Origin of the sequence: Barnesiella sp. WM24 (assembly GCF_004570975.1) — a bacterium.
In the GTDB taxonomy this organism is placed as follows: domain Bacteria; phylum Bacteroidota; class Bacteroidia; order Bacteroidales; family Muribaculaceae; genus Muribaculum.
In genome coordinates, this window is record NZ_SPPC01000005.1 from 202,487 (window position 1) to 227,350 (window position 24,864).

The window sequence follows — 24,864 nt, forward strand, 5'->3', positions numbered from 1 at the left end:
GCGAACATATCGCGCCAATCTCATATTTATACTATTATGAAACGAGTATTACACATTCTGTCACTATTAATTCTGTTTGCTACCATGAACGCCAACGCGCAATATGCCAAACCGGATTTCGCTTACCCGAAGACTGTAAGCAAAAACGCCATGGAGTCGCTTGAAAAAGCGCTGAACGACGGAGACGGCAAAAAACTTGTCAGGTCGCTCATCAACTACAGCCTTGCAGAATGTGCCATCGACAATGACAGCCTGCAGCCGGTGCTTGACAAAATCGCCGACATCACCTCATCAGAGAAAGATGCCGCGACCCGCTCGCTGCTGTATCTTATGCAAGCCGACATATACAACTCCATCTACACGAGAAACCGATGGAATTATGACCGCAGGGAGCTGCCGTCGTCCGACAATGGCAACTATCAGCTGTGGAGCGGCGAGCAGTTCTGTGAAAAAATACGGCAACTGACAGCCGACGCCCTGTCATCGCCCGAGCAATTGCTGGGTCACAAGCTGTCGGAATACAAGGGCATAGTGAAATATGACGATGACGCAATGCCGTTTTTCCCCACTCTTTACGACTTCGTTGCCTGGAGATCGATTGACATCCTGAAGTGGCTGCAGCAGAAAGAATGGGTGTTTCCCGCGTCTGTCCTGTGTCGCTATGACAGATACAGCCACATGTCTTTCAATTACAGGCAGCCTATAGCCCGTCAGATTCTTGATATATACCGCCAATTAATCGACTTCCATAAAAATGCCCCGGCCGCGCTAATATATACCGACATAAGCCGCATAGAGTTTATCGGGTCGGGTGTGGACAATTCGGAAAAGAAGCAATGCGCCCTTCTCTACGACCTCTACAACCAATATTCCTCCTCACCCTACTCAACCGAAGCAATGATAGCTATCGGTGACAAGTCATATTACTACAACATCGAGAATTATCCGGAAGAAGTGAACACATTTTACCGCATGGCAAATGAATGTCTTCACCGTCACCCCGGATATTTCAGGGCTGCATGTCTTAAAAACAGGCTTGCCAACATCACGGACCGCAAGCTCTATCTTGAATATCAATCAACAGTAGTCCCCGGTGACACCCTGCTCATAACTGTCAGCAACAATAACGTCAACAATGCAAAAATCGAGATTTACAAAGTGCCCTACAGCCGGTCAGCCGACTATCGCAGCTATGACTTAAAGAAAGGCAACGCCACTCTTGTAAAGACCTTGCACATAAAGAATGACTTGAAGGCACCGTTTTTCAGCAAGACAACGGAAAAGACCGTACTTCCGGGAGAAGGAGCCTATATTATTGTCCCTGTAATAGAAGGCAAGCGTAACGACCGCTACAATTCTTCCGGCGACACCTACGACTACGTTCATTGCACGTCGCTTAACCTCAGCACCGGTGCTTACGGGGCTGAACGCTGGGCATATGTAACCAATCCCAAGACCGGCGAGCCGGTAAAGCATGGCGTCACCATAACAGTATCGGAAAACAATAACCGCAACTCCCGGAACATCACCGCCGACACCACAGCGATGACTAAAATCACCGACAAGGGCAATTATCTGTATGCGACAAAGGGTACAGACCGCTTTTCCCAGCCATGTTACCTGCCCTACAGCAGCCCCTCAACCCAACGCGGAGGCTATGCGATACAAGGCAACACCGACCTCGCCATATATCATCCCGGCGACACGGTCAGGTGGAGTGCCGTAGTGCAGCAGTACGGCTATGGCAAAGCGACGGCAGTCGTGCCCGGATTTGTCGTGGAAGTAGCTATGCGCGATGCCAACTACGAGGTTAAAGACACCGTGCTTGTCACTTCCGACGACTTTGGACGTATCAACGGTTCATTCCGGATTCCCGAGGAAGGATTGACCGGCAATTATTCGCTTGTATTCACACATCCTCAGGACAATGCCGGCAGAAATAACTACGGCTATACTCAATTCATGGTGTCGGACTACAAGCTTCCCACCTATGAAGTCGAAATCACCGACATACTGCGTGACTGCCCCGCCAAGGGCGATGTCACACTAAAAGGCAAGACAGAGACCTATTCAGGATTCCCGCTTGCCGGATGTCGAATAGTCGCCGAACTTAAAGCGTCGCCACGCTATCGCTTCTGGTGGGGTAGCAGCAATGGTGAGCAGTTCTACACCACAACGCTGTCGACCGATGAATCAGGAACATTCTCTATCTGCTTTCCGGCGCAACTGCTCGAAGAGTCACCCGTGACAAACGGAATTTTCACCGCAAACCTCACAGCTACATCACCCACGGGAGAAAACAGGCAGGCGTCAAGAAACTTTACGACAGGCAAGCCCTACATTCTTTCAGCGTCACTGCCCTCATCGATTGACATCGACAGCAATGTCGACCTTGACGTGACACTCGCCGACCTCAACGGCAAGCCTGTCGCGGCAAAAATCCTTTACCGTTTCATTGACAGAGACAGCAATACTGTAGCCGAAGGGTCATTCATGAGCGACCGCCGCATTGTCGACCTCGCCAAAGTGCCTTCAGGAGTCTATTCAGTTGAGTTTGCCACCGTCGACCCTGAACTTGCCGAAAAGATGACAGTGGCAAATGTCACGCTTTATCGTGACAACGACACCACATGCCCTGTAAAAGACGCGATACTGTGGATTCCGCGACATGATTACACTATCGGCGGACGCGAGACCGACATTCTTTACGGCACAACCGGCGACACGCAGTACATACGCTACTCCGTCTACAGCGATTCCACTGTAATCGAGCAAGGCTGGAAAAAAGTCAAAGCCGGAATGCACAGGTTCACCTATCGCCTGCCCGATGGAATAGAAAAGATTCATGTCAATCTTACCACCTGTCATGACTACGCCTATCAATCAGTCGACATCAATGTGACAACGAAATCATCACTCCGGGGAATAAACCTCAGTGTCGAGAGTTTCCGCGACAGAATTGTGCCGGGAACAGAAGAAAGATGGACCTTCAAGGTGAGCGACCGCGACTCTTTGGGAGTAAAGTCGGCAATTATCCTTGACATGTATTCCAAAGCACTCGACGCAATCCGCCCCCACGCGCTGTCGCTTTCACCGCGCAACGTTCCTCCTACGGTATTCCGCTACAATTTCTCAGGGTTTGACAATCTTTACTCAAGTGACATAACCGGAGTCAAAGGCGACAATTGCCGCTATATATCATCTCCATCTTTTGAGCTGTGGGGACAATCATGGACCAATATCCGCATCAGGGGCTACATGGCTAAATCTGCCGGAATGGGAATGCTCAACAGTGTCACGTTCAGTGCTAAAGAAGCGTCAGACGAAGCTGTCTTCGTTACCGGAGCTCTTGACGGTGGAGAAAGCGACGCGGAAGAGGAAAAATCAATGTCCCCGGAAAAGAGTATGGACAATTTCCAATACCGCGCGGCAGAGACCCCTCTTGCCTTTTTCCGTCCGGAACTGACGACCGACAGCGACGGCAACCTGTCATTCTCGTTTACGGCTCCTGACGCCAACACGACCTGGCAATTGCGCGGACTTGCCTTTACAAAAGACATGCTGGTAAGCAACCTTTCGCGTGAGATACTGTCCAACAAGCCTGTAATGGTACAGCCCAATATGCCCCGCTTCCTCCGCACGGGCGACAAGGCCGTGATCGAGGCTTCGGTCATGAACAACAGCGATTCAGCAGCCACTGTGACCACGACAGTACAACTGTTTGACCCGTTCAGCGGCAAGGTAACGGCGACTTACCCATACGAAACCATGATTCCGGCAGGTCAGTCGACGGTTATCGCAACCGAAATAAATGCCGGAAACGATGTCACCGCAATCGGTTATCGCATAAAATCATCGACCCCGGATTTTGCTGATGGCGAACAGAGCATAATTCCGGTATTGTCATCGATTTCACCGGTCATTGATACAATGCCGTTCTATATCGCGCCTGATTCGACTTCCTTTGAGATGAAACTGCCCGAGATGCCCGCCGATGCGAAAGTGACCCTGCAGTCCTGCAATAATCCGTCATGGTATGTCGTGACAGCACTGCCGGGGCTCCGTAATGACGAGTCAAAGGATGCCCTTTCAGCCGCTGCAGCGATATTTTCCGCTGCGATAGCCGAAGGCATACTAAAGACCGACAGCAACATCGCCGCTGCAATAAAGATGTGGAATGAAAGCGACCGCAGCGATTCCACTCTCGTATCCATGCTCGAACGAAACTCCGACCTGAAGACCATACTTCTCAACTGCACTCCCTGGGTAATGGATGCAAAGAGCGACACTGAGCGAATGGAGCGTCTCGCCCTCCTCTTTGACCGAGCCACGATAGCGGAGACTTATGAAAAATCAATCAGACAACTGTCGCTGCTCGAAGCTCCGCGAGGCGGATGGTCATGGATGAGCCAGGTAAAGGAACCGTCGGCATGGATTACCGAGAATATCCTCGGCATGATGGGCCGCTTGAAACGCCTCGGCTTTATGCCTGACAACAGCCGCCTCGAGGCAATGATAAAACGCGGAGTCGGCTATCTTGACCGCGAGGCAGGAGAAACAGTGAAAAAGCATCCTGCATCAACCGACACCGGTTACTCTATACTGCGACTTGATTACAAAGAAATCCCGGTGCCGTCAGCCGCACAGCGCCTGATCAACAACACTGTCACAGAGGCTAAGTCGCACTGGAAAGATTATGGCGTCACGAGCAAAGCCCTTGCAGCCACCCTGCTCTACAATCATAACTACAAGAGCGAATCAAGACGCATACTCGCCTCTCTACGCGAATATGCTACATCGACACCTCAGAAAGGCATGTGGTGGGCGTCACTTGACGACCTGACAGCATGGTCAATGGGGAAAATAGGCGCGACAACTATCATCCTTGACGCATTCAACACCATAGAACCACAGTCGCCCGATGTAGAACTCATACGCCAGTGGCTCATATTGCAAAAAGAGGCTAAAAACTGGGGCACATCAGTCACTACTTCGGATGCTGTAGCCGCAATACTACTCTCAGGCAAACGCCTTACAGCTCCTGCCGAACCTCCCGTCATAAAAATAGGCGACAAGACCGTCACCCCTGACTCCATCGACTCCCTTCTCGGATATTTCCGACGCGACATCAGCGACCTGATGCCGGCAGGGGCGACACTATCGGTCGACAAGCAGGAAGGTCTGCCCTCATGGGGAGCCGTATTCTGTCAGTACGACAGCGAGATGACCGAGATCAAGGCGGCTTCATGTGACGACGTTTCCATTGACAAGCATCTCTTTGTAAAATCGGTCGACGGTGACAAAACCGTATGGACTGACGCCGACACAATCAAGACAGGCGATGTGGTGCAGGTCAACCTTACCATAATCACCAAGCGCGATATGGACTATGTGGCGATAATCGATGAGCGCGGAGCATGCTTCGAACCTGTCGAACAACTGCCGCAGCCGCTATATGCCGAAGGAATATGTTTCTATCGCGAAAACCGCGATGCCGCGACAAACATATTTGTAACCCATCTTCCCAAAGGCACATATCGCCTCAGCTATGAACTGTTTGTAAATAATCAAGGCGTGTACTCGGCAGGCATTGCATCGATACAGAGCCAATATGCCCCTGCGCTATCAGCTCATTCCGCAGGATCAACAATTAACGTAAAGTGACTATGAAGCCGGCTAAATTACTATCTTCCGCCTTAGGATTGGCAATGCTTGCGATGCTCACGTCATCGACAACCATACTTTTTATCGGCGACTCGATAACCGACGGCAACTGGGGCAATCCCGTCGGTTATCCATGTCCTACTGAAAACAGGTCGACAACCGACATGAACCATATCTATGGTCATGGCTATGTGTTTCTTATTGCTTCCGACATCGAAAGCAACAGACCTTGCCCCGAACGACATTTTATAAACCGTGGCATCAGCGGCAACACTCTCGCCGACCTTGAATCGCGATGGGAGAAGGATGTGATAGCCCACCGTCCCGACATTGTGTCGATACTTGTAGGCACAAATGACGTCCACTATTGGCTTGACGGCGACAAGACTACAGCATTTGACTACGATGGATGGGAACAACGCTACCGAAAACTGCTTGACATGACCCTTGACTCACTGCCCGGCACCCGGATTGTAATCGGTGCGCCGTTTACAGCGCCGAGCGGCCAGGCAGGCAAACGCCCCGATTTTGAGCTACGGAAAGAGATGATTGCCCGTCTCGACTCAATTACAAGCGACATCGCGGCTGACTATAAGGCAATCTATCTGCCCTACGACAAGATGTTCCACGAATTGCAGGCTATACCGTCACTCCCGGCAGAATACTGGATATGGGACGGCATACACCCAACCCCGGCAGGTCACCGCCGCATCGCCGACCTCTGGCTAAACACCGTCCCCCTCCCCGCCTGCGAGTGACTGATTTAACTTCTATTAATATTATTGTTGTCCAATTTGACCCATCATATATCGTATATTTGCACTCTAAAGCAATTCCGGCAAAATGAAATCATACAATCTTGGATTTATATCAGATGAGGCGATATACCTGCATGTCAAAAAGACAGTAGAATCATATCGCAGAGAGATAACCCTTAATCAATTTAATGAAAATATTGTCGACCCGATTAAATTGACCTTTGACTCAAAAGTTTATGGCAAGACAATCGGTCAGGCTATTGCCGATGAATGCTTCAGACAGATTGACAAGTCCAATACAAACCGTATCGGCTATTTTCACCAAAACATATTCAATTATGCAGGAAACGGTTGGATTGTACCCAGAGAAGGTTTTGATGTTGAAAATCACGACCTGCACTTATTTGTTGAGCTTAAAAACAAGCACAACACCATGAATGCGGCGTCATCACAGAAAACATATATGAAAATGCAAGCCAAACTGCTGGATGATGACAAAGCGACATGCTATCTGGTGGAAGCCATTTCCAAACGGTCAAAAGACGAAGCGTGGAAAATAACCCTTGACAAAAGTCCACGATGTCACAACCGCATTAGAAGAATGTCCATGGACAAATTCTATGGACTGGTATTTGGCGACTCAAAGGCATTTTACAAATTATGTGTCGCCCTTCCGACAATCATTGAAGATGTACTTGAAAACAACTCTGAACTGACGTTAAAGAATACAGTTTATGAGGAACTGACCAAAGAGCATTCCGACTTGCTTACGGCATTGTATATGCTCGCATTTTCTACTTACGAAGGGTTTGAGGATTTTACCAACAGGTGATATAATGACAAGACGTACAATATCCATAAATAACTTCTCTGATTTGCTCGGTGTTTCAAGAGCCACAGTCCTTTCCTGGATAGGAAAAGACCGATTTAAGGTACATACGGATTCCAATGGCAAAAAATTTTTCTTCCTGGACGAAATAGGCGACATTCCTGAAATTTCAGCCATGCTTCAGTCGCGTTGGGATGAAGAGATGCTTACAACTCCCGTGAGCAGGTTCACTTCCGTCGAACTTTTTGCCGGTGGTGGCGGTCTGGCTCTCGGTATGGAAAAAGCCGGATTTGATCATTTGCTGCTAAATGAATTTGACCATAGTGCTTGCGAAACACTTAGACACAATCGTCCCAACTGGAATGTTGTAGAAGGAGACATTCATGATATTGATTTTACCCCATATCGTGATTCTATAGATTTCTTGTCAGGAGGATTTCCGTGTCAGGCATTTTCCTATGCAGGCAAACGTCTTGGATTTGAAGAGACGAGAGGAACTTTGTTTTTTGAACTTGCCCGCGCAGTAAAGGAGATTCATCCTAAAGTGTTCATGGGTGAAAATGTCAAGGGGCTTCTTGAACACGACGGCGGTAAAACTATGGAAACAATCAAGAATGTAATCTCGGAACTTGGCTACACGCTAATCAAGCCAAGAATACTGAAAGCGCTACAATACGATGTTCCTCAAAAACGCGAACGAATCATACTTATTGCAATAAGAAACGACATAGCGCCATTTGTAGATTTCAAGTGGCCCGATGTAAGCAGTGAAGTCAGAACCCTCAGAGACGCATTTTACAAAGGCAACCTGTATGATACGGATGTTCCCGAATCAGAAGGGCAGCAATATCCTGAATCAAAAAAGAGAATAATGAATCTTGTACCGGAAGGGGGCGATTGGCGTGACCTTCCTGAAGATGTAGCAAAAGAGTATCTAAAGGGCAGTTTTTATCTTGGCGGCGGCAAAACAGGCATGGCAAGAAGACTTGCAATGGACGAACCGAGCCTCACTCTCACCTGCGCTCCGGCACAAAAACAGACGGAACGCTGCCACCCATTTGAAACTCGCCCTCTTTCAGTCAGAGAATATGCACGAATACAGACATTCCCTGACAGTTGGGAATTCAAAGGCAATCTGACATCAAAATACAAACAGATAGGAAACGCCGTACCTGTAAATCTTGCGTGGGCTATAGGACGGTCACTTATCAGGCTTTTCAATGACATCCACAGGCTCGGTTTTATTTCTCATGAAAACGTGAAAAGAGGGACAAAGCCGCTCGTCAAGTTGGACGGGCTTTTTGAGGGGATGGTGTGTGACAAGGATGCCGGCTATCACGGATTGTCGGAAAAGTGATTGCAGAATGGGTATTTTTGAGTAATTTTGCATTGCATTATCAGAAAGCGATGGCAAGTTACAACGAAATACTCAACCGTCTTGAGACAGAAGGCAACCTACGCACTATTCCGTCAAACGAAGAGCGCGAAATCATAGATTTCTCCACCAATGACTACATGGGCCTTGCCACGCGCATCGACCTGAGGGAAGAGTTTTTTAGCCGGGATGCCAACAAGTTGCTGCCGATGAGCTCCTCGGCATCAAGACTTCTCGCCTCTTGCCAGAAAGAGCATAACCGCCTTGAAGAGTTGCTTGAAGAGCTGTATGGACGCCCCGCGCTGCTGTTTAACAGCGGGTATCATGCCAATACCGGGGTCCTGCCGGCACTTGCCGAAGGCAATACTTTTATCGTAGCCGACAAGTTAAGCCACGCCAGCATCATTGACGGAATGGTATTGTCAAGGGCAAAATTCACTCGCTATCCCCACAACGACTATGACAGGCTCGAACGCATAGTAAGCGACAGCGCAGGTAAACATGACAGAATAATTATTGTCACTGAATCCATATTCAGCATGGACGGTGACAGCTCCGACATAGAACGCCTCGCCGATATAAAACGTCGCTATCGCAACACCATGCTCTATGTAGACGAAGCTCACGCTTTTGGTGTAACGGGAAAATACGGGCTCGGTCTGTCCCATGATTCTGCATGCTTCGATGATGTCGATGTCGTAATAGGCACATTCGGGAAAGCGGCGGCATCAGCCGGAGCATTCGCGTCGGTATCCCCGACAATAAAAGCCTACCTTATAAACCGCGCCCGCAGTTTCATATTTTCCACGGCATTGTCTCCGATGACTTCAGCGTGGACACGCTTCATGATAGAGACACTGACCGGCATGGAGGATGAGCGACACCATGTCAAGCGACTGTCGCTGATGCTTCATGAAGCCCTGCATCTAACCGGCAGCGAGCCAAGTCATATAGCTCCGTTTATAACCGGCGACTCACGAAAAGCCATCGAATTGTCGACCCGGCTAAAAGCACTCGGCTACAAAGCATTACCAATAAGAACCCCGACTGTCCCGGCAGGCACCGAGCGTATAAGATTCAGTCTTAGTGCCTCAATGTCGGACAACGACATCACCGGACTCGGAAAAGCACTTAGCTCTCTAACATCATGAAGCTGGATTTCACGGTAAAACAAAATAACAGAAAACTTATACTGATTTTTGCCGGCTGGGGCATGAATCCAGCCCCTTTCAGCAACATAAGGCTTGCCGGACACGACATAGCCGTCATATGGGACTACCGCGACACGGCACTTGACATCAAGGCACTGTCGGGCTACACCGACATATATCTTTTCGCCTGGTCATTCGGCGTCTACATGGCATCACAGGTCCTTGCATCGACCGGTCTGACACCGACTGTCAAGGTTGCAGTCAACGGCACTCTCCGACCGATTGACGATACTGAAGGAATACCGTCGCAGATATTCAGAGGCACACTTGAAAATCTGTCAGAAAGAAACCTGGACAAGTTTTACCGACGCATGTGCAAAAATGCTGAATCTTTTGCCTCATTTAGCGCCAACCGTCCTGACAGAGACATCGAAGGACTTAAAGAAGAACTTATCGCAATCGAGAACGCCTACAGTCACGATGACCCCGGCAGTCACGCAGCCGCCGACTGGGACCGTGCGGTAATTGCCGGAAATGACCGCATATTTCCACCTGACAATCAACGACGGGCATGGCGCACACTTCAGCGCACAAGAATCATTGAAGACGGTGCACATCTTCCGGACTGGCAGACCCTTATCGAACAAGAGATTATCGACAAGAGTCTTGTAGCACAAAAATTCTCACGCAGCGCGGCAACCTACGATGACAATGCCGACGTGCAACGTCATATAGCTGAGAAACTTTGGCTTCTTTGGCAAAAAGCCTCTCCCGCCCCTCCCCTGTCAATACTTGAAGCAGGCTATGGTACGGGGATGCTTACACGCCTGTACATGAGCAAATGGCATCCCTATCGCGTGAGCCTGTGGGACCTGGCGCCCGTTGAAATAGAGCTTCCAGAGGCAGGAGAGATAATCGCGGGTGATGCAGAAGAACTTATACGCCTTATCCCGGAAGGATATTATGAAGCAATCGCTTCGGCATCGGCTATGCAATGGTTTGACTCGCCGGAAAGGTGGCTGCATAACGCAGCGCAAGCCCTTACGGCAGGAGGCATTATAGCCGTGTCCACGTTCGGACCCGACAACATGCATGAGATTGCCAAAATCACCGGAATGCCATTGCGCTACTACTCCGTAGAGGAGCTTGCAGCCATGACTCCCGCAGGTTGCCGGATAATCAGCGTCGAGGATGAACATATCACCAAAGAGTTTGACTCACCGCGTGAAGTGATGCATCACCTGAAGCTCACAGGAGTTAATGCAATGCGAAACACCCCGACCGACATCCGCCGACTTATCTCCGACTACCCGATGACCGGCGGAAAAGCCTGTCTTACATATCATCCCATATATCTTATCATCCAAAAAGAAGAAAAATGAGCGACATCATATTCATTTCAGGCATCGACACCGATGCAGGAAAAACCTACGCTACCGCCTGGCTCGCCAACCGCCTTATTGAAAAGGGCAAACGCGTAATCACACAGAAGTTTATCCAGACAGGCAACGAAGGATACTCTGAAGACATCATCAAGCATCGCGAGCTCATGAACACAGAGCTATTTCCCGAAGACAAGGATTTTACCACATCTCCGGTGATATTCTCTTATCCGGCATCGGCACAGCTTGCAGCCCGCATCGACGGCAAAGAGATAGATCTTGAAACAATAAGACGGAGCACCTCACTGCTTGCCTCACGTTACGACACTGTACTTATCGAAGGGGCGGGAGGATTGATGGTACCCATCACCGACAGCTATTTCACAATTGACTATATCGCTGATGAGAACCTGCCGATAGCATTGGTAACCAACGGAATACTCGGTTCAATCAATCACACGATACTGTCACTTGAGGCAATAAAGAATCGTGGCATAAAGTTGCGCTATCTGCTCTACAATACCTATTTCGACAAAGACAAGATCATCGCCGACGACACAAAGGGTTTTATCAGCCGATACCTCAAAAACCACTTCCCGGAAAGTGAAATGATTATTTTCTAAACCTGAGCCGCGGAAGCATAAATTAAGTTAACATAAATTTACAAGTGTTAAATATAAAACATGATAATTACAACTTATCCTACTTATCGACGAAAATTCCTACCTTTACATTGCTGAGATTATGCACACAGAATCCCGGTACATTCAAGAGAAGTCGAGAAATCTTTTATATAAACCAAAATGGATGTAAAAACTATTGTATTGTCGATTAACAAAGAGCAATTAGCATCTTTACCCACAGTAACCTATCCCGGACATATTGAGGTAGTTAACTCGGTAGAGCAGGCTAAGAGTGCGCTCGACACAATAAGTAGATACAGCGTTGTCGGCTTTGACACTGAAACCAAACCATCATTCCGCAAAGGACACACTAACCAAGTAGCCCTCATCCAGATTTCAACAGGCGAATGTTGCTACCTGTTCCGTATCAACAAATTCGGATTCACTCCTGAATTAAAGGAGTTTCTTGAAAACGAAAATATCACAAAGGTAGGACTCTCGCTGAAAGATGACTTTCACGTGCTGCACAAGCTGCATAAATTCTCGCCATGCTCGTTCATCGACCTGCAGGAAATGGTAAAAGACTACTGTATTCGCGACTGTAGCCTTCAAAAGATATACGGCATAATCTTTAATGAACGCATATCCAAAAGCCAGCGCCTATCCAACTGGGAAGCCTCATTGCTAACGGCCCCTCAGCAGACCTATGCTTCAATCGACGCATGGGCATGTATAAAAATATACAACTACCTTATATCGGGCAAGTTCAAGCCTGAAGAATCAAAATACATTTACACTCCACCGCTTTCTGAAGAAAACCATTCAGAATAGCAAAAATCGCCTTTACTAAAATTTTACTTATCCATGAAAAAATCAACTTACATTCCATTACTGCTGCTGGTGTACCTCGGAGTCATGAGCTACATCGGAAGACAGGAGTTTTTTGACGGACACTATCTGTACTATTTCGGAATCATAGGAACCACACTTCTATGTATCATACTGCTACATTTCTTCATGAAGAAGCGTGACAGACTCCGCCGACAGAGAGAGGATGACCTGAAACGTTAGCCTCCTTCGTCAGGACTGTCAACTTATCACTTGCTATCGGTATCCACTTGCTTACGCTTGTGGAACGGTAGCGTATAGCTTACTGAAAGGGAAGCACTGAAAGGAGTGGTGCGGGTGCCATAACCGGGAATGTACCACGGTTCGCCATACTGCAAGTTACTCTGATGGACTATCGAGTGCATACGAATGTCCCACCCGATATAGAAATTACTAAAAATCAACACCTTCAAACCCACTACCGCCTCAACATAACCGACAGTGGCACGCTGCGACGGCACATTAATCATCATGTCATCACCCCAATAGCCCTGATTTATGGTCACGTCAGTCACCTCAAACCCGAAATTGCTTATACCATAACGCAGACCGGCATATACGGAATAAGCCGTGTCGGAATTATACAGAAAATTATAATTCAACCCCACCTTGAAATAGGGCGCTACCGATGATTTATAAGTATAGTTTCCATTGTCAGGAGTCATCTCAGCCTGACCAAGCCCGGCTTCCACGACAGGCTTAATCCAGTTGTGAATGCTGAGTTCGCCCCAGAACCCTATAAGCCCGTACTTCTGCCCGAAGCAGCGCAGGAGCGGATCCCATACATTTACACCCACTGACACAGCCTCAAAACGGGGGTAAACCAGCTTTGGAGCCTGCGTGAGTATCGTATCGCGATATTCCACTCCTGAAATAGTGTCCACAAGCACAGTATGACCCGACATGTCAGTAGTCTCTACAAGATTGTCAGGCTTCGCCTCTGTCGCCACACTGTCGGCAACTGCCGCACTACCACTCTTGCCGGGTATTTCCACCGGGGTGATGCGTCGTTGAGCAGATGTCACAACGACAGTCAGCACAAAAAACAATGTCAATATGTAACGGATCATATTCATTCGGCAGGTTGTTGCCCCTCGTCAGGCGTGTCAGCGTCATCGGGCTGTTGCGTACGGAAATACACCCGTATGGTCTCAACATCAGCATTAGTCATCACATCGGTAAGTAATCCTACCGAATCGACAAGATGGCGAGTGTAGGAATAGTCATCAATCCGATAGCGGAACATAGCCCCGCAGTCCTTAGACGCGAAATAGGGAATCGGCGTATAGTTAAACGTAATTGTGTCAAACAGTTCCGGGAAATTAAGAGCCTCATCCTCATATCGGATAAAGAATCGTGACTGACCCGCGTCAGCACGAAACGGCAGATACACCTGGCTCACCGACCCGTTGTTGACAAGCAGAGAATCGTCAGGCGCGCCCACACCGCCAATTGACACATTATTGACAGTAATAGCCGCCAGTTCCTCATAAGAATAGAAGCCGGCAAGCGGAATGGAGCTCTTATTGTCGGTGCATCCTACAGAGTTACACGACTGCAGGACAACCGACATCACAATCGAGAAATATATCAATATTTTCCCCATTTCACTATTTCATCGAGTGACTTACGCTTTTTCTCCGGAATCTGCGAGCCATCGATCGGATAGCCGAGCGGAATTATTGCAATCGGCTCCACTCCCTCAGGCAGTGAAAGAGCCTCATTCAGCACCGCCGGATCAAAATTGCACACCCAGCATGTGCCAAGCCCCAAAGTTGACGCTGCAAGACAGAAATGCTCTACGGCAATCGACACATCCACGTCAGTGTGATCCTTTCCGTCGTAAGGACGATGCCATGCCTCGTCATGCAGCCCGAGAGCGACCACATAGACCGGAGCGGAGTTAAACCATTCACGGTCATAGCTCTTCCGGATGGCTTGACAAAGCTCCGGGGTATCAATCACCAGAAACTTCCAGGGCTGACGATTGCACGCCGACGGAGCAAGACGCATAGCGTCAAAAACAGCGACGATAAGGTCGCGCGGCACAGACTTGTCAGAGTAGCCGCGACATGAATAACGGCGTTCGGAGAGGCTATAGAATTGAGGATACTGTTCCATATACTGATTAATATTTATTTACTTTTCTGAGTCAAGGCAACCTATCTCCTCCTCTATCTCATATTCATTGCGCCTGTCGGAATTACGCACAATCAGCTCACCGACAAATCCGGTAAGAAACAATTGCGAGCCCAGCAGCATCAATGTCAGGGACAGATAGAAATAAGGGGAGTCAGTCACCAGAATGTAAGGGAGCCCGTGGTGCATATTGTATAGCTTGCCAAATCCGACTATAGCCACAGCAATAAGACCGAGGAAAAACATAAGACTGCCGAGCAATCCGAAAAAGTGCATCGGCTTTACCCCGAACCGCGAAGTAAACCATAGCGTCGCAAGGTCGAGATAACCGTTGACAAAGCGGTCGAGACCAAACTTTGTAGTACCGTATTTACGAGCCTGATGATGAACGACTTTTTCCCCGATACGGTTAAATCCTGCATTTTTCGCAAGATAAGGTATATACCGGTGCATGTCACCATATACTTCGATATGCTTCACGACCTTGTTGCGATAAGCCTTTAACCCGCAATTAAAATCGTGCAGATTATGTATGCCGCTCACCTTACGCGCAGTAGCGTTAAAGAGTTTTGTAGGAATCGTCTTTGACAGCGGGTCATAGCGTTTCTGCTTCCACCCCGACACAAGGTCATATTTCTCTTCCTTAATCATGCGGTACAACTCCGGAATCTCGTCAGGGCTGTCCTGCAAGTCGGCATCCATTGTTATCACCACATCACCTGAGGCACGCGCAAAGCCGGTGTTCAGAGCCGGCGACTTACCATAGTTACGCCTGAAGCTAACCCCCTTTACGTTAGGGTTATGCTCCCTGAGACTTGAGATTACTTCCCACGAATTGTCGGTAGAGCCATCATTGACAAATATTATCTCGTAAGAGAATCCATGCTCATTCATGACTCTCGCAATCCAGCTTTCCAGTTCCGGAAGCGACTCGGCTTCATTGTATAACGGGACAACGACTGATATATCCATTGAATTCTGTTAATTTGCTTGTTTTTTACCGTAGCCTCTTGCCTGTACAAGCAGCGACATCAACATCGACAGTATCGAGCCTGAAAACACGATAAGCCACAGCATGTCAATGGCAAGATCAATAGGCGCGGGTATCAGATGCTGCTCCTTAGCTCTCACTAGCATGTCAGACAGCTCCTTGCCGCGTTCCCAGTCGGCACTGCCATATAACTCAATCATCATGTCGACCTGACTGTAAAGATAGCCCGGATTAATCCATGTCATATAAGCGACCGACACCAGCGAGGCTATAAGTCCGCCAAAGAAGAATATTGCTATACCCTCCATCCACAGCGAAGAAAAGATAGTCTTTCCATAGTCGGCGACATAGCTTTTCCGCAACATGATATATATAACCGCAGGGACGCCCGCCATCATCATAAGCGACAGCAGACTAAGCAACGGCACTGTCAGCGAATAAGCTATAGCGAAAAAAAGCACGCTCAGATACACGCCGAAAGCGACACCATAATGGGCGCCGCGGCTATAAGGTGACTGATTTATTGACTGAGAACCGCTCATACCTTGCAAAGGTATAAAATAAAAACGAATTATCAGAGTCTATCAAGAGAGAAAACATAAGCTCCGACATCAGGTCTGGAGCCTCGCGGCAATCCATACCGGTCGACAGCCGCGTCAGGGAGCGAGAGCGAAGGGTCGGCAGCCCCTATGGCAGGAGAACCCTCCTTCAGCCTGTAATCAAAATAATAGTCCTCGCGCACAGTGTAAAACAACGGGTCGGCATCCCATATCGTAGCGATGAAATTGTCATCATCGGAACCCGCCGATTTAAAAAGGCAGTTCCGGAAATATACAGGCTTTCCGGCAAGGTCAGAAGGCAATATATCGCTGCCGATGCCATAAAGGATAGAGTTGGATATGTCGGCATCTACCGTTTCTCCGTCAAGATAAAGTAACGGACCTGAAATCGCAGAGAAAAGGTAATAGTTGGCAAATGTGCAATGATTGAACCGATGGACTCCGTTATATAGATACACAGCTCCTTTCGCCGCCTCCGCAAACTCACATCCTACGGCGGTGACCGGAGCATGGTCGGCGACAAGCACCGTGCCTGCGGAATTACGAAGCTGGCAGTTGACGAGTGTCAGCACCGGCTCTGTAATGTCGGCGCTTACAGAATCGACATAGACGCCATAGACTGTGTTTCTTATCGATGTATTATACAACCTGTTGTCGCGGGTCGAGCCATAAAAATACACTCCACCCCACTGTCCCGACATTATCTCGTAAGGGATGCGCCCTACAACCTGACCGAAACGGTCGCCGGTCATGTTGACCTGACGTTCAGGCGTACCGTTGGACAGTAGTGTTCCGCGCACCACAAGTTCCGCGCTGTCATGAAAATACAATGTCACCCCGGGGTCAAGAGTAAGCGTCACACCCTCGGCGACTACAAGACTGTCATAAACCTGATAAGGCTTCTCGCCCGACAAGGTGGCGTCAGAAGTAATCGTGACAGCCTCAAGGCGAGTGACATCCTGCCCGAAAGCATTGATAACGACAGTCGAAGTGACCCCGTTTACCACAAAGTCGAGCGGCGCGTTGATTTCCACAGGCAGGTCGCTGCCCGATTCAGGCAGCGTCGCTTCAACAAGCACGAATATAGAGTCATTGGCGCGGATTTCCACATCAGTGAAGCGGGATCCTGACACACCGTCGACATTAATGCGGAATATACCTCCCATCTCTTGGTCGCGCAATGAAATTTCGCTTATGTTCAACCCCTTGTCATGGGGGTTAAACACCTTGAACATCCTGGTAGGTGTGCCCTCGGCTGTAAAAACCGTCCCCATTTTCAGCGTGTCGGAGGAATATACCGGCTGGTCGGAAGGCGAGGTCGTAAACCCATCTTCTATACACCCTGTCACCACAAGCAGAGGCAACACTAACAAGAATATGTAACTGACTGATTTCATATAATAATGATAACGCGACATCACGCATCTTTATTATATCCCGGCATTTCATTGATGACCGACGCGCCGGTTGTCAGCGCCTTCTCTACCTTGCTCATGTCAAAGCCATAAGAACATAGTTATTGCAGTCAACGTTATAAATATAGTTTTGAATAGAATAAATAACCATATTTTATAAGTTATGAAAATCAAAAGTATGCTCGTCGTTTTCAGCCTGTGTGGCATGATGATGACAGGTTGTGTATCAAATAAGAAGTATCAGAAACTTCAATCTGACTATCTGGCAACCCGCGAAAGCCTAATAAAATGTGATGCGAATGGTGAAAACTTGCAGCAGCAACTTGATGCGGCACGGAAAAACAATGAAGAGCTTCGTGCAGGCCTTGCCGAGCTGAAAGGAACCCTTGACAAAAGCATGGACCAGAATGCACAAGGCAACGTGAATATCGCGAAGCTTGTCGATGAAATCAATGCGTCAAACAAATATATCAAGGAGCTTGTCGACGCAAAATCAAAAAGCGACTCGCTTAACATAGCCCTCACTAACAAGCTTACACGCTCGCTCAGCACCGATGAACTTAAAGATGTCGATGTCAAGGTGCTGAAAGGCGTGGTCTACATATCGCTTGCCGACAACATGCTTTTCAAGACAGGCAGCTATGAGATAAGCAGCCGCGCGATGGAGACACTAAGCAAAATTGCCAAAATCATAAAGGATTACAGCAATTATGACGTGCTTGTAGAGGGCAATACCGACAATGTGCCTATCAATAGGACCAACATCCGTAACAACTGGGACCTCTCGACTCTTCGCGCATCATCTGTCGTACAGGTTCTGCAAAATGACTTCGGCATCAACCCCAAGCGCCTGTCGGCTGCAGGTAGAGGCGAGTACAACCCTATTGCCGACAATGACAGCGAAGTAGGGCGTCAGCGCAATCGACGGACAGAGATTATCATCACTCCTAAGCTTGACGAGTTCCTTGACCTCATCGACAAAGCTCCGGAGACCGACAACGCTCAATAAGCGACTACATAAGAGCCGGTTTGGCAATAAATGAAACCGGGACCGCGCTTGGCGCAGTCCCGGCTTTTTGTTATCTGATAATTCTCAGGGATTACTTGTTGACCTGAAACTTGTTAACTCCGTCGCGCAGATAAGCCACCACCTGATTGGCTGCGGCTATTCCCGCGTTGATGTTAGCCTCAGATGTCTGCGCTCCCATCTTCTTGGGAGTGAAGAAAACACGACCGCCAAATTCCTCCTTGAGGGCTTCGGCATTGTCAGGCTTCACGTCGGCGACATAGCGGAGGTCAGTACGCTCGCGCAGTGCCTTTGCCAGTCCATCCTCGTCGATAACCTCCTTACGTGCGGTATTGACTACAACGCCTCCGAGAGGCATATTGGTGAGATTGAAATATCCTATGCTCTTGCGAGTCTCAGGAGTGGCGGGTATATGAATAGACACAACATCGTTGCCCGAATAAAGGTCATCCACAGAGTGTACAGGTTTTACCCCGTCATTGGTCATCACCTCGTCAGGGCAATAAGGGTCAAACGCCGACACCTCCATGCCGAAACCATTGGCGATACGCGCCACATTACGTCCTACCTGACCGTAAGCCTGCAGTCCGAGACGCTTTCCTTTAAGCTCAGTGCCCGAAGTGCCATTGTAATTGTTGCGCACAGCCATGACTGCCATTCCGAAAACGAGCTCGGCAACAGCGTTAGAGTTCTGTCCGGGAGTATTCTCAACCACTACATTATGAGTGGTCGCTGAAGCAAGGTCCACATTGTCGTAACCGGCGCCGGCACGTACAACAATCTTTAGATTTTTAGCCGCGTCAAAGACCTCGGCGTCTATCACATCACTGCGTATGATAAGAGCGTCGGCATTAGCGACAGCTGCGAGGAGTTCTGACTTCGCCTGATACTTTTCAAGCAGTTCAAGTTCATAACCTGCGTCTTCAACCACCTTGCGGATACCGTCGACAGCAACTGTCGCAAACGGTTTTTCAGTAGCTACCAGTACTTTCATAGCCTGTGTATCGATTAGTGTTTCTTTTCAAATTCATTCATTGCCTCGACGAGCACCTTTACACTCTCGATAGGGAGAGCATTGTAAAGTGACGCGCGGAAACCGCCTACAGAGCGGTGACCCTTTATACCGACAATACCCTTTGTTGCAGCAAAGTCGATAAACTCTTTGTCAAGACCGTCATACTCGGGCTTCATAACGAAGCACACATTCATTATCGAGCGATCTTCAGGAGCGACTGTGCCGACAAACATCTTGCTTGAGTCGATAGCCTCATAAAGCAATTCAGCCTTGGCAAGATCGCGACGCTCCATCTCCTTCACTCCGCCAAGCTCCTTGTAATATTTCAGGGTCTGCAGCGCAGAGTATATCGGCAATACCGGAGGAGTGTTGAACATCGAGCCCTTCTTTATGTGGGTGCGGTAATCAAGCATGGTCGGGATTGCACGGTCCACGTTGCCGAGAGCCGACTCCTTCACGATTGCGATGGTCACTCCGGCGGGAGCAAGATTCTTCTGTGCGCCGGCATAAATCACATCATACTTTGCCACATCTACCGGACGAGAGAAGATGTCGCTTGACATATCGGCAACCAAAGGCACCTTTACATCAGGGTCATAGCGCATCTCTGTTCCGTAGATTGTATTATTGGAGGTAAAATGGAAATAGTCGACATCTTCAGGCACGGTAAAGCCCTTGGGGATGAAAGTATAATTCTTATCCTTGCTTGATGCCAACACATCCACCTCTCCGAAGAGCTTAGCCTCCTTGATTGCATTGGCAGCCCAAGTACCGGTGTCAAGGTAAGCCGCCTTCTTCTTCAAAAGGTTGTAAGGCACCATGCAGAACTGCATCGAGGCTCCTCCTCCGAGGAACAGCACGTGATAACCTTCCGGCACCTCAAGCAACTCTTTTACAAGCTGCTGAGCCTCTTCTATCACTGCGGTAAACTCCTTGCTGCGGTGAGAGATTTCAAGAATTGACAATCCGGTACCGGCGAAGTCTTTGATGGCTTCTGCTGTATTCTTAATCGTGTATTCGCTAAGAATCGAGGGTCCGGCATAAAAATTATGCTTTTTCATCTTATAACGTGTTAAATGGGTTATATCCGCAAATTTAGTGATTTTATACAAGGTAACTAAACAAATCGCAAGAAAAATACACGTATTTATGGAAATTTTTCCATAAATGCCTGTTTTAATGCTCAAAATGTCTTCTTATGCCTACATTGTCGACTATGACTGCGCAGTCGCCGCTGCTGTCAGGGATAGAAAATGTAACACCCGTAATGCACGAGTCGCCCTCGCTCCTTATAGGAAGCGTGAAGCTCTTTAGCACCTGCTCGCGCACTCCGTCACCCTGAACCGGAAATATCAACCGACAACGCGACAATCGCTTTACAGGATTTGCCACGAGCCGCACAGTGTCGGAGAGGACGATTCCCGACGCTCCGGTCGCAACCACGGCAAGGCGCGTGTCACAGTCGGAATAGGCCGAAAATATCAAAAGCCATCCATCTCCGGCTATTGATGCTGAATCGACCGTGACCGCATGACTGCGTGAAGCCGTTATCCTGACTCCGTGATTTGCCTGCGACATCTGCCTGTTGTCACGCAAGGTGAGCTCAACGACCTCGCCAAGCCCGGCATCGTCCTCGAAATCGGCAAAATATCGACACTTTGTGTCACTCCATTGTATTATATCGCCCTCTTGCAGTTGACGGCTAAACTCGGCGGGAAGCTCTCCCCGCCCCTTTAATGTCACGTCAAGAAACGGCTCTATATAGCCAAGCGCGAGACGCCGCTGCGCGTCGCCGCCAATCATTCCCTCCCGGGCAAGCAGCCGGGAAGCCGGAGGCTGACGGTCTTCGCTGCCCCACACGGTGTTGAACTGACCGTGATTGGCTCCGTCAATATAAACTGATGCCTTGAAGTGATAGGACGAATTGCTAAATGTAGCCACATTATAACGGCGCAATCCATACATAAACGAGACATCCCCGTCCATATCGCCATGCAGGAGCAGATAATTCACATTAGTATATTTATAGGGAGAGCCTTCCGCAAGCGTCAGCATCCCGGTAGGCGCAATCTCGATGACTCCTTTTATGCCAAAATCAAAACAGTATATCTCCGAGGGGTCAAACGGTGACTTTTCAAGCCCGTTAAGCCATGTCGCGGCAGCAATGCCGTCGCCTCCGCGCGAATGTCCAGCAAGCACAATATTGTCAAAGTCAATTTTTCCGGCAAGTCCCGACTGCGGGTCATTTGCCATGTCTCTCAGCAATTCCAGATTCTTCAACAGCAGCCAGCCCCTGCCTATATAATCATCGGGAGCGTAGCCTCCCGAAAAGCTCTTGTTTATAAAATTTTCATCAACAAGCATGACAGCATACCCCCTGGCTGCAAGATTACGGGCAAGCCAGATATAGCCTACATGAGACGTGTCAAGCATGTAATGGCTCCCGTGAAGGACAACCACAAGCGGGCAGTCTTCACCGGCAGCAGGCAGAAACACTTTCCCGGCAAGGGGCAACTCATGCCGGTCAAATCCCCATATTAAACGTCGCGCCACGCTGTCAATCCTGCTCGCCACATGAAAATAAGCAGAGCCGTCGACCACTGCCCCGTCACGACCATAATCAAAGACAGTCATGTCATGATCCACGGCAGGTTGATCGGCACCGGAATCGTCCGCGTCAGAGCCAACACAATATGCAGTAACGGCTGCAAACAACAAGACATCAACCGTCAGAGCCAACAGCCTGACAGATAACCTGCGCGACATCCAAGCCAAAGCGGTAATTACACCGGCAGCCCCACCGATTCCGACCATTGTCCATCCTATCCTCGGGAAATCCATTCTGCCAAGACAGAACCACGCAACAAGCAGAGCCGAAACTGTAAGCACAGGCAACCTCGGCAGTAAACGCTGGATCAAGACCGCACCACCACCTGCAATCAACAGACAAATGCCGACAAGCCCAAACGCCCACAAAACAGGCAACGCCACCACCGGACTAAGATAAAACGAGTAAGTCGCGCCTAAAAATACCCACAATCCTGCCGTAACCCCTCCCGCAAGGAAACGGTCACCCGACATAATCCGGCTAAATTTTCCACGACACTCCCGCCAATCCATGCCACAAAGATAGCCAAATTTAAAGCAGTATCATACACTCATGTCCAATATTATAACGACAGTTTATCGGCAATAACATTTTATATCAGCTGACAACACGCTTCTTAAATCATCAAACGTCCTAACACCTAATTCAGACAATAAACTATCCTTAATTGAAAGAAGACACTTCGATGACAACCGGCAGATAATCGCAACCAAAAAAAACACAAAGACAGCAATCACAATAAAAACACAGAATTTTTCCAACAAAACAAAATCAAAAGCATCATTTATTTGCACTAAAACATATTTTTATATACTTTTGCCAAAACCAAAATTATCAAAAAAAATATCAATGCGTATGAAAAAGTATTTACTCTCGTTAGCAACCGCTGCTTTTATCAGCGGCGTCATGACACAGCCGGTCAATGCAGCAGGTATTCAGGAAACCCCGTCGGGTACGGTATACAATAATATTTATCGTAGCTCCAAGCAATACTTATATATGTGGGGGGCTCTTTATGAGTCTGATATTGAAGGCAAAATAAGCAATCTGGTAATTGACGGCAAAGACTTTTATATGTATATGCCGGTGTCTACTTTTGCCACAACCTCACCATACTGGATAAAAGGCACACTTTCTGATAACGGTGATGAAGTCGTATTCTCTTTCCCTCAGGATGTGTACATACAGCCGGCAAATCCGTATAGCGGAGCTCCGGAGTCACAGATTTCAGCTCAAATCATGAAGGTCATAACCGTTGATGACACCAATGACTTTGTTGTTGACACAGAAAACAGAGACCTCGTAATGAAATGGAAAGACAACAGGCTGTCTCAAATTGACACCGAGAGCGACGGCACACCGAGAGTGATCGGACTTGTCGATGCAGACGGTATGTTCACCGGCTCAGCTGAAGGAAATATCGACTGGCTCATATTTGACGAGAATTTACCTACCCCTCCAGCCGGTATGGAAACCACACAATATATATGTTCAGCCGAAAGCAACTGGGGTGAAAAGCTCAACCGTATAGTCGAAATAGGCATAGCAGACAATCGCATGTGGATCAAAGGTCTTTACAGCTATTTCAGTGATTCCTGGATTACTGGCACGATTGACGGCGACAAGGTGACATTACCGACCGACCAGTATCTCGGCATTTACACTACAGAGATGTATTACTACTTCTTTCAGGCTGCCGGAACAGAAGAGTACGAAAACGAATGGGGCGAACCTGACGTGAGATTCATTCCCGAAACCGAAGTGACACTCACCAAAACCGGCGACAAATACATCGCCGACAAGGCAATGCTCATGACTTTCGGTATGAAGACCGCCAATCCGGGAATGCCCGCAGGCTCACGGCTTATGAACGTCACTTTCTCACCATACGAAGAAAAACCGGCAACACCTGCTAACCCTTCACTGAACTTTGTCGGTGACTATTACTCTCCCTATGGCAGGTCAGTAAGCTTCACTATTCCCGCCACCGATACTGAAGGTAATTTCATCAACCCCGACAATATGTATTACAACATATTTATCAACAATGAGTTATTCTCTTTCACGCCCGAAGTGTACCCTGTTCTGAAAAGCGCCATAACCGACATTCCTTACAACTTCTCCGAAACAGGAGTTGTCATAACCAACGAAGGCTCCCCGGAACACACAGTCACCCTTCAGATGGAAGAGCTTCCTGAAATTGCCATACAGAGCGTCTATGTTGTAAACGGAGTTGTAAACAAGTCGGCAAAGGTAGGGACAGCCGCCGGCATCGAGACACCGGCCGAGGCAGCCGCCATTGTATCTACAGAATGGTATAACCTGCATGGCATACGCATTGACAAACCATCGGACGGCACAATCGCCATTCGCCGCGACCGCATGTCGGACGGATCAGTCAAAACAGCCAAAGTAATCAGATAAAGAATTCTCTTACCC

20 protein-coding genes are annotated in these 24,864 nt (G+C 48.5%); 11 read left to right on the forward strand and 9 right to left on the reverse strand.

The window, feature by feature from the left end; genetic code table 11:
• The first annotated feature begins 36 nt into the window (after positions 1-36).
• The 9 genes from E4T81_RS07065 (at position 37) to E4T81_RS07105 (ending at position 12,853) form a co-directional block, all read left to right on the forward strand.
• A complete protein-coding gene (locus E4T81_RS07065; protein WP_135042804.1) occupies positions 37-5,664 on the forward strand; it encodes an alpha-2-macroglobulin family protein in 5,628 nt (1,875 codons plus the stop codon).
• Positions 5,665-5,666: 2 nt separating this feature from the next.
• Positions 5,667-6,422, forward strand: a complete 756-nt coding sequence (locus E4T81_RS07070; RefSeq protein WP_135042806.1) for a GDSL-type esterase/lipase family protein — start codon at positions 5,667-5,669, stop codon at positions 6,420-6,422.
• Positions 6,423-6,507: 85 nt separating this feature from the next.
• Entirely contained in the window at positions 6,508-7,254 is a 747-nt protein-coding gene (locus E4T81_RS07075; RefSeq protein ID WP_135042808.1) for an Eco47II family restriction endonuclease, read from the forward strand.
• Between the two features lie 4 nt (positions 7,255-7,258).
• Positions 7,259-8,608, forward strand: coding sequence for a DNA (cytosine-5-)-methyltransferase (gene dcm, locus E4T81_RS07080; RefSeq protein ID WP_135042810.1), 1,350 nt, complete (start codon positions 7,259-7,261; stop codon positions 8,606-8,608).
• A gap of 50 nt (positions 8,609-8,658) precedes the next feature.
• Entirely contained in the window at positions 8,659-9,777 is a 1,119-nt protein-coding gene (locus E4T81_RS07085) for an aminotransferase class I/II-fold pyridoxal phosphate-dependent enzyme (RefSeq protein ID WP_135042812.1), read from the forward strand.
• Positions 9,774-11,159, forward strand: coding sequence for a pimeloyl-ACP methyl esterase BioG family protein (locus tag E4T81_RS07090; RefSeq protein WP_135042814.1), 1,386 nt, complete (start codon positions 9,774-9,776; stop codon positions 11,157-11,159). Before E4T81_RS07085 ends, E4T81_RS07090 begins: the two co-directional genes overlap by 4 nt.
• Positions 11,156-11,782 carry a dethiobiotin synthase gene (gene bioD / locus E4T81_RS07095; protein WP_135042816.1) on the forward strand — a complete coding sequence of 209 codons (627 nt, stop codon included), beginning with the start codon at positions 11,156-11,158 and terminating at the stop codon, positions 11,780-11,782. Before E4T81_RS07090 ends, bioD begins: the two co-directional genes overlap by 4 nt.
• Before the next feature lie 180 nt (positions 11,783-11,962).
• On the forward strand, positions 11,963-12,613 hold the full coding sequence (locus tag E4T81_RS07100; protein ID WP_135042818.1) for a 3'-5' exonuclease: 651 nt from the start codon (positions 11,963-11,965) through the stop codon (positions 12,611-12,613).
• Between the two features lie 33 nt (positions 12,614-12,646).
• A complete protein-coding gene (locus E4T81_RS07105) occupies positions 12,647-12,853 on the forward strand; it encodes a hypothetical protein (protein ID WP_135042820.1) in 207 nt (68 codons plus the stop codon).
• A 26-nt stretch (positions 12,854-12,879) separates the two neighbouring features.
• Here the strand turns inward: E4T81_RS07105 and E4T81_RS07110 are convergent, their stop codons facing one another.
• From E4T81_RS07110 to E4T81_RS07135, 6 genes are read right to left on the reverse strand one after another with little or no spacing between them, the layout of a single operon-like run.
• Positions 12,880-13,746 carry a DUF6048 family protein gene (locus tag E4T81_RS07110; protein WP_135042822.1) on the reverse strand — a complete coding sequence of 289 codons (867 nt, stop codon included), beginning with the start codon at positions 13,744-13,746 and terminating at the stop codon, positions 12,880-12,882.
• Positions 13,743-14,276 (reverse strand): DUF6452 family protein, encoded by a 534-nt coding sequence (locus tag E4T81_RS07115; protein WP_135042824.1) that lies wholly within the window; start codon positions 14,274-14,276, stop codon positions 13,743-13,745. The genes E4T81_RS07110 and E4T81_RS07115 overlap by 4 nt, the downstream gene beginning before the upstream one ends.
• A complete protein-coding gene (locus E4T81_RS07120; protein ID WP_135042826.1) occupies positions 14,261-14,791 on the reverse strand; it encodes a nitroreductase family protein in 531 nt (176 codons plus the stop codon). The genes E4T81_RS07115 and E4T81_RS07120 overlap by 16 nt, the downstream gene beginning before the upstream one ends.
• A gap of 18 nt (positions 14,792-14,809) precedes the next feature.
• Positions 14,810-15,781, reverse strand: coding sequence for a glycosyltransferase family 2 protein (locus tag E4T81_RS07125; protein WP_135042828.1), 972 nt, complete (start codon positions 15,779-15,781; stop codon positions 14,810-14,812).
• A gap of 9 nt (positions 15,782-15,790) precedes the next feature.
• Complete coding sequence (locus E4T81_RS07130) at positions 15,791-16,342, reverse strand: DUF4199 domain-containing protein (RefSeq protein WP_135042830.1); 552 nt, start codon at positions 16,340-16,342, stop codon at positions 15,791-15,793.
• A gap of 32 nt (positions 16,343-16,374) precedes the next feature.
• A complete protein-coding gene (locus tag E4T81_RS07135; protein ID WP_135042832.1) occupies positions 16,375-17,757 on the reverse strand; it encodes a hypothetical protein in 1,383 nt (460 codons plus the stop codon).
• A gap of 181 nt (positions 17,758-17,938) precedes the next feature.
• Here E4T81_RS07135 and E4T81_RS07140 point away from each other — a divergent pair, with 181 nt between their 5' ends.
• Positions 17,939-18,784, forward strand: a complete 846-nt coding sequence (locus E4T81_RS07140; RefSeq protein WP_135042834.1) for an OmpA family protein — start codon at positions 17,939-17,941, stop codon at positions 18,782-18,784.
• A 91-nt stretch (positions 18,785-18,875) separates the two neighbouring features.
• On the opposite strand, the gene E4T81_RS07145 is transcribed toward E4T81_RS07140, so the two are convergent.
• The 3 genes from E4T81_RS07145 to E4T81_RS07155 all read right to left on the reverse strand — a co-directional run bounded on the left by E4T81_RS07145 (position 18,876) and on the right by E4T81_RS07155 (position 22,898).
• Complete coding sequence (locus E4T81_RS07145; RefSeq protein WP_135042836.1) at positions 18,876-19,796, reverse strand: NAD(P)-dependent oxidoreductase; 921 nt, start codon at positions 19,794-19,796, stop codon at positions 18,876-18,878.
• A gap of 14 nt (positions 19,797-19,810) precedes the next feature.
• Complete coding sequence (gene serC / locus E4T81_RS07150; protein ID WP_135042838.1) at positions 19,811-20,878, reverse strand: 3-phosphoserine/phosphohydroxythreonine transaminase; 1,068 nt, start codon at positions 20,876-20,878, stop codon at positions 19,811-19,813.
• Between the two features lie 115 nt (positions 20,879-20,993).
• Positions 20,994-22,898 (reverse strand): hypothetical protein, encoded by a 1,905-nt coding sequence (locus E4T81_RS07155; protein WP_135042840.1) that lies wholly within the window; start codon positions 22,896-22,898, stop codon positions 20,994-20,996.
• A 382-nt stretch (positions 22,899-23,280) separates the two neighbouring features.
• Between E4T81_RS07155 and E4T81_RS07160 the strand changes: the two genes are divergently transcribed.
• Positions 23,281-24,849 (forward strand): hypothetical protein, encoded by a 1,569-nt coding sequence (locus E4T81_RS07160; RefSeq protein WP_135042842.1) that lies wholly within the window; start codon positions 23,281-23,283, stop codon positions 24,847-24,849.
• Positions 24,850-24,864 lie beyond the last annotated feature (15 nt).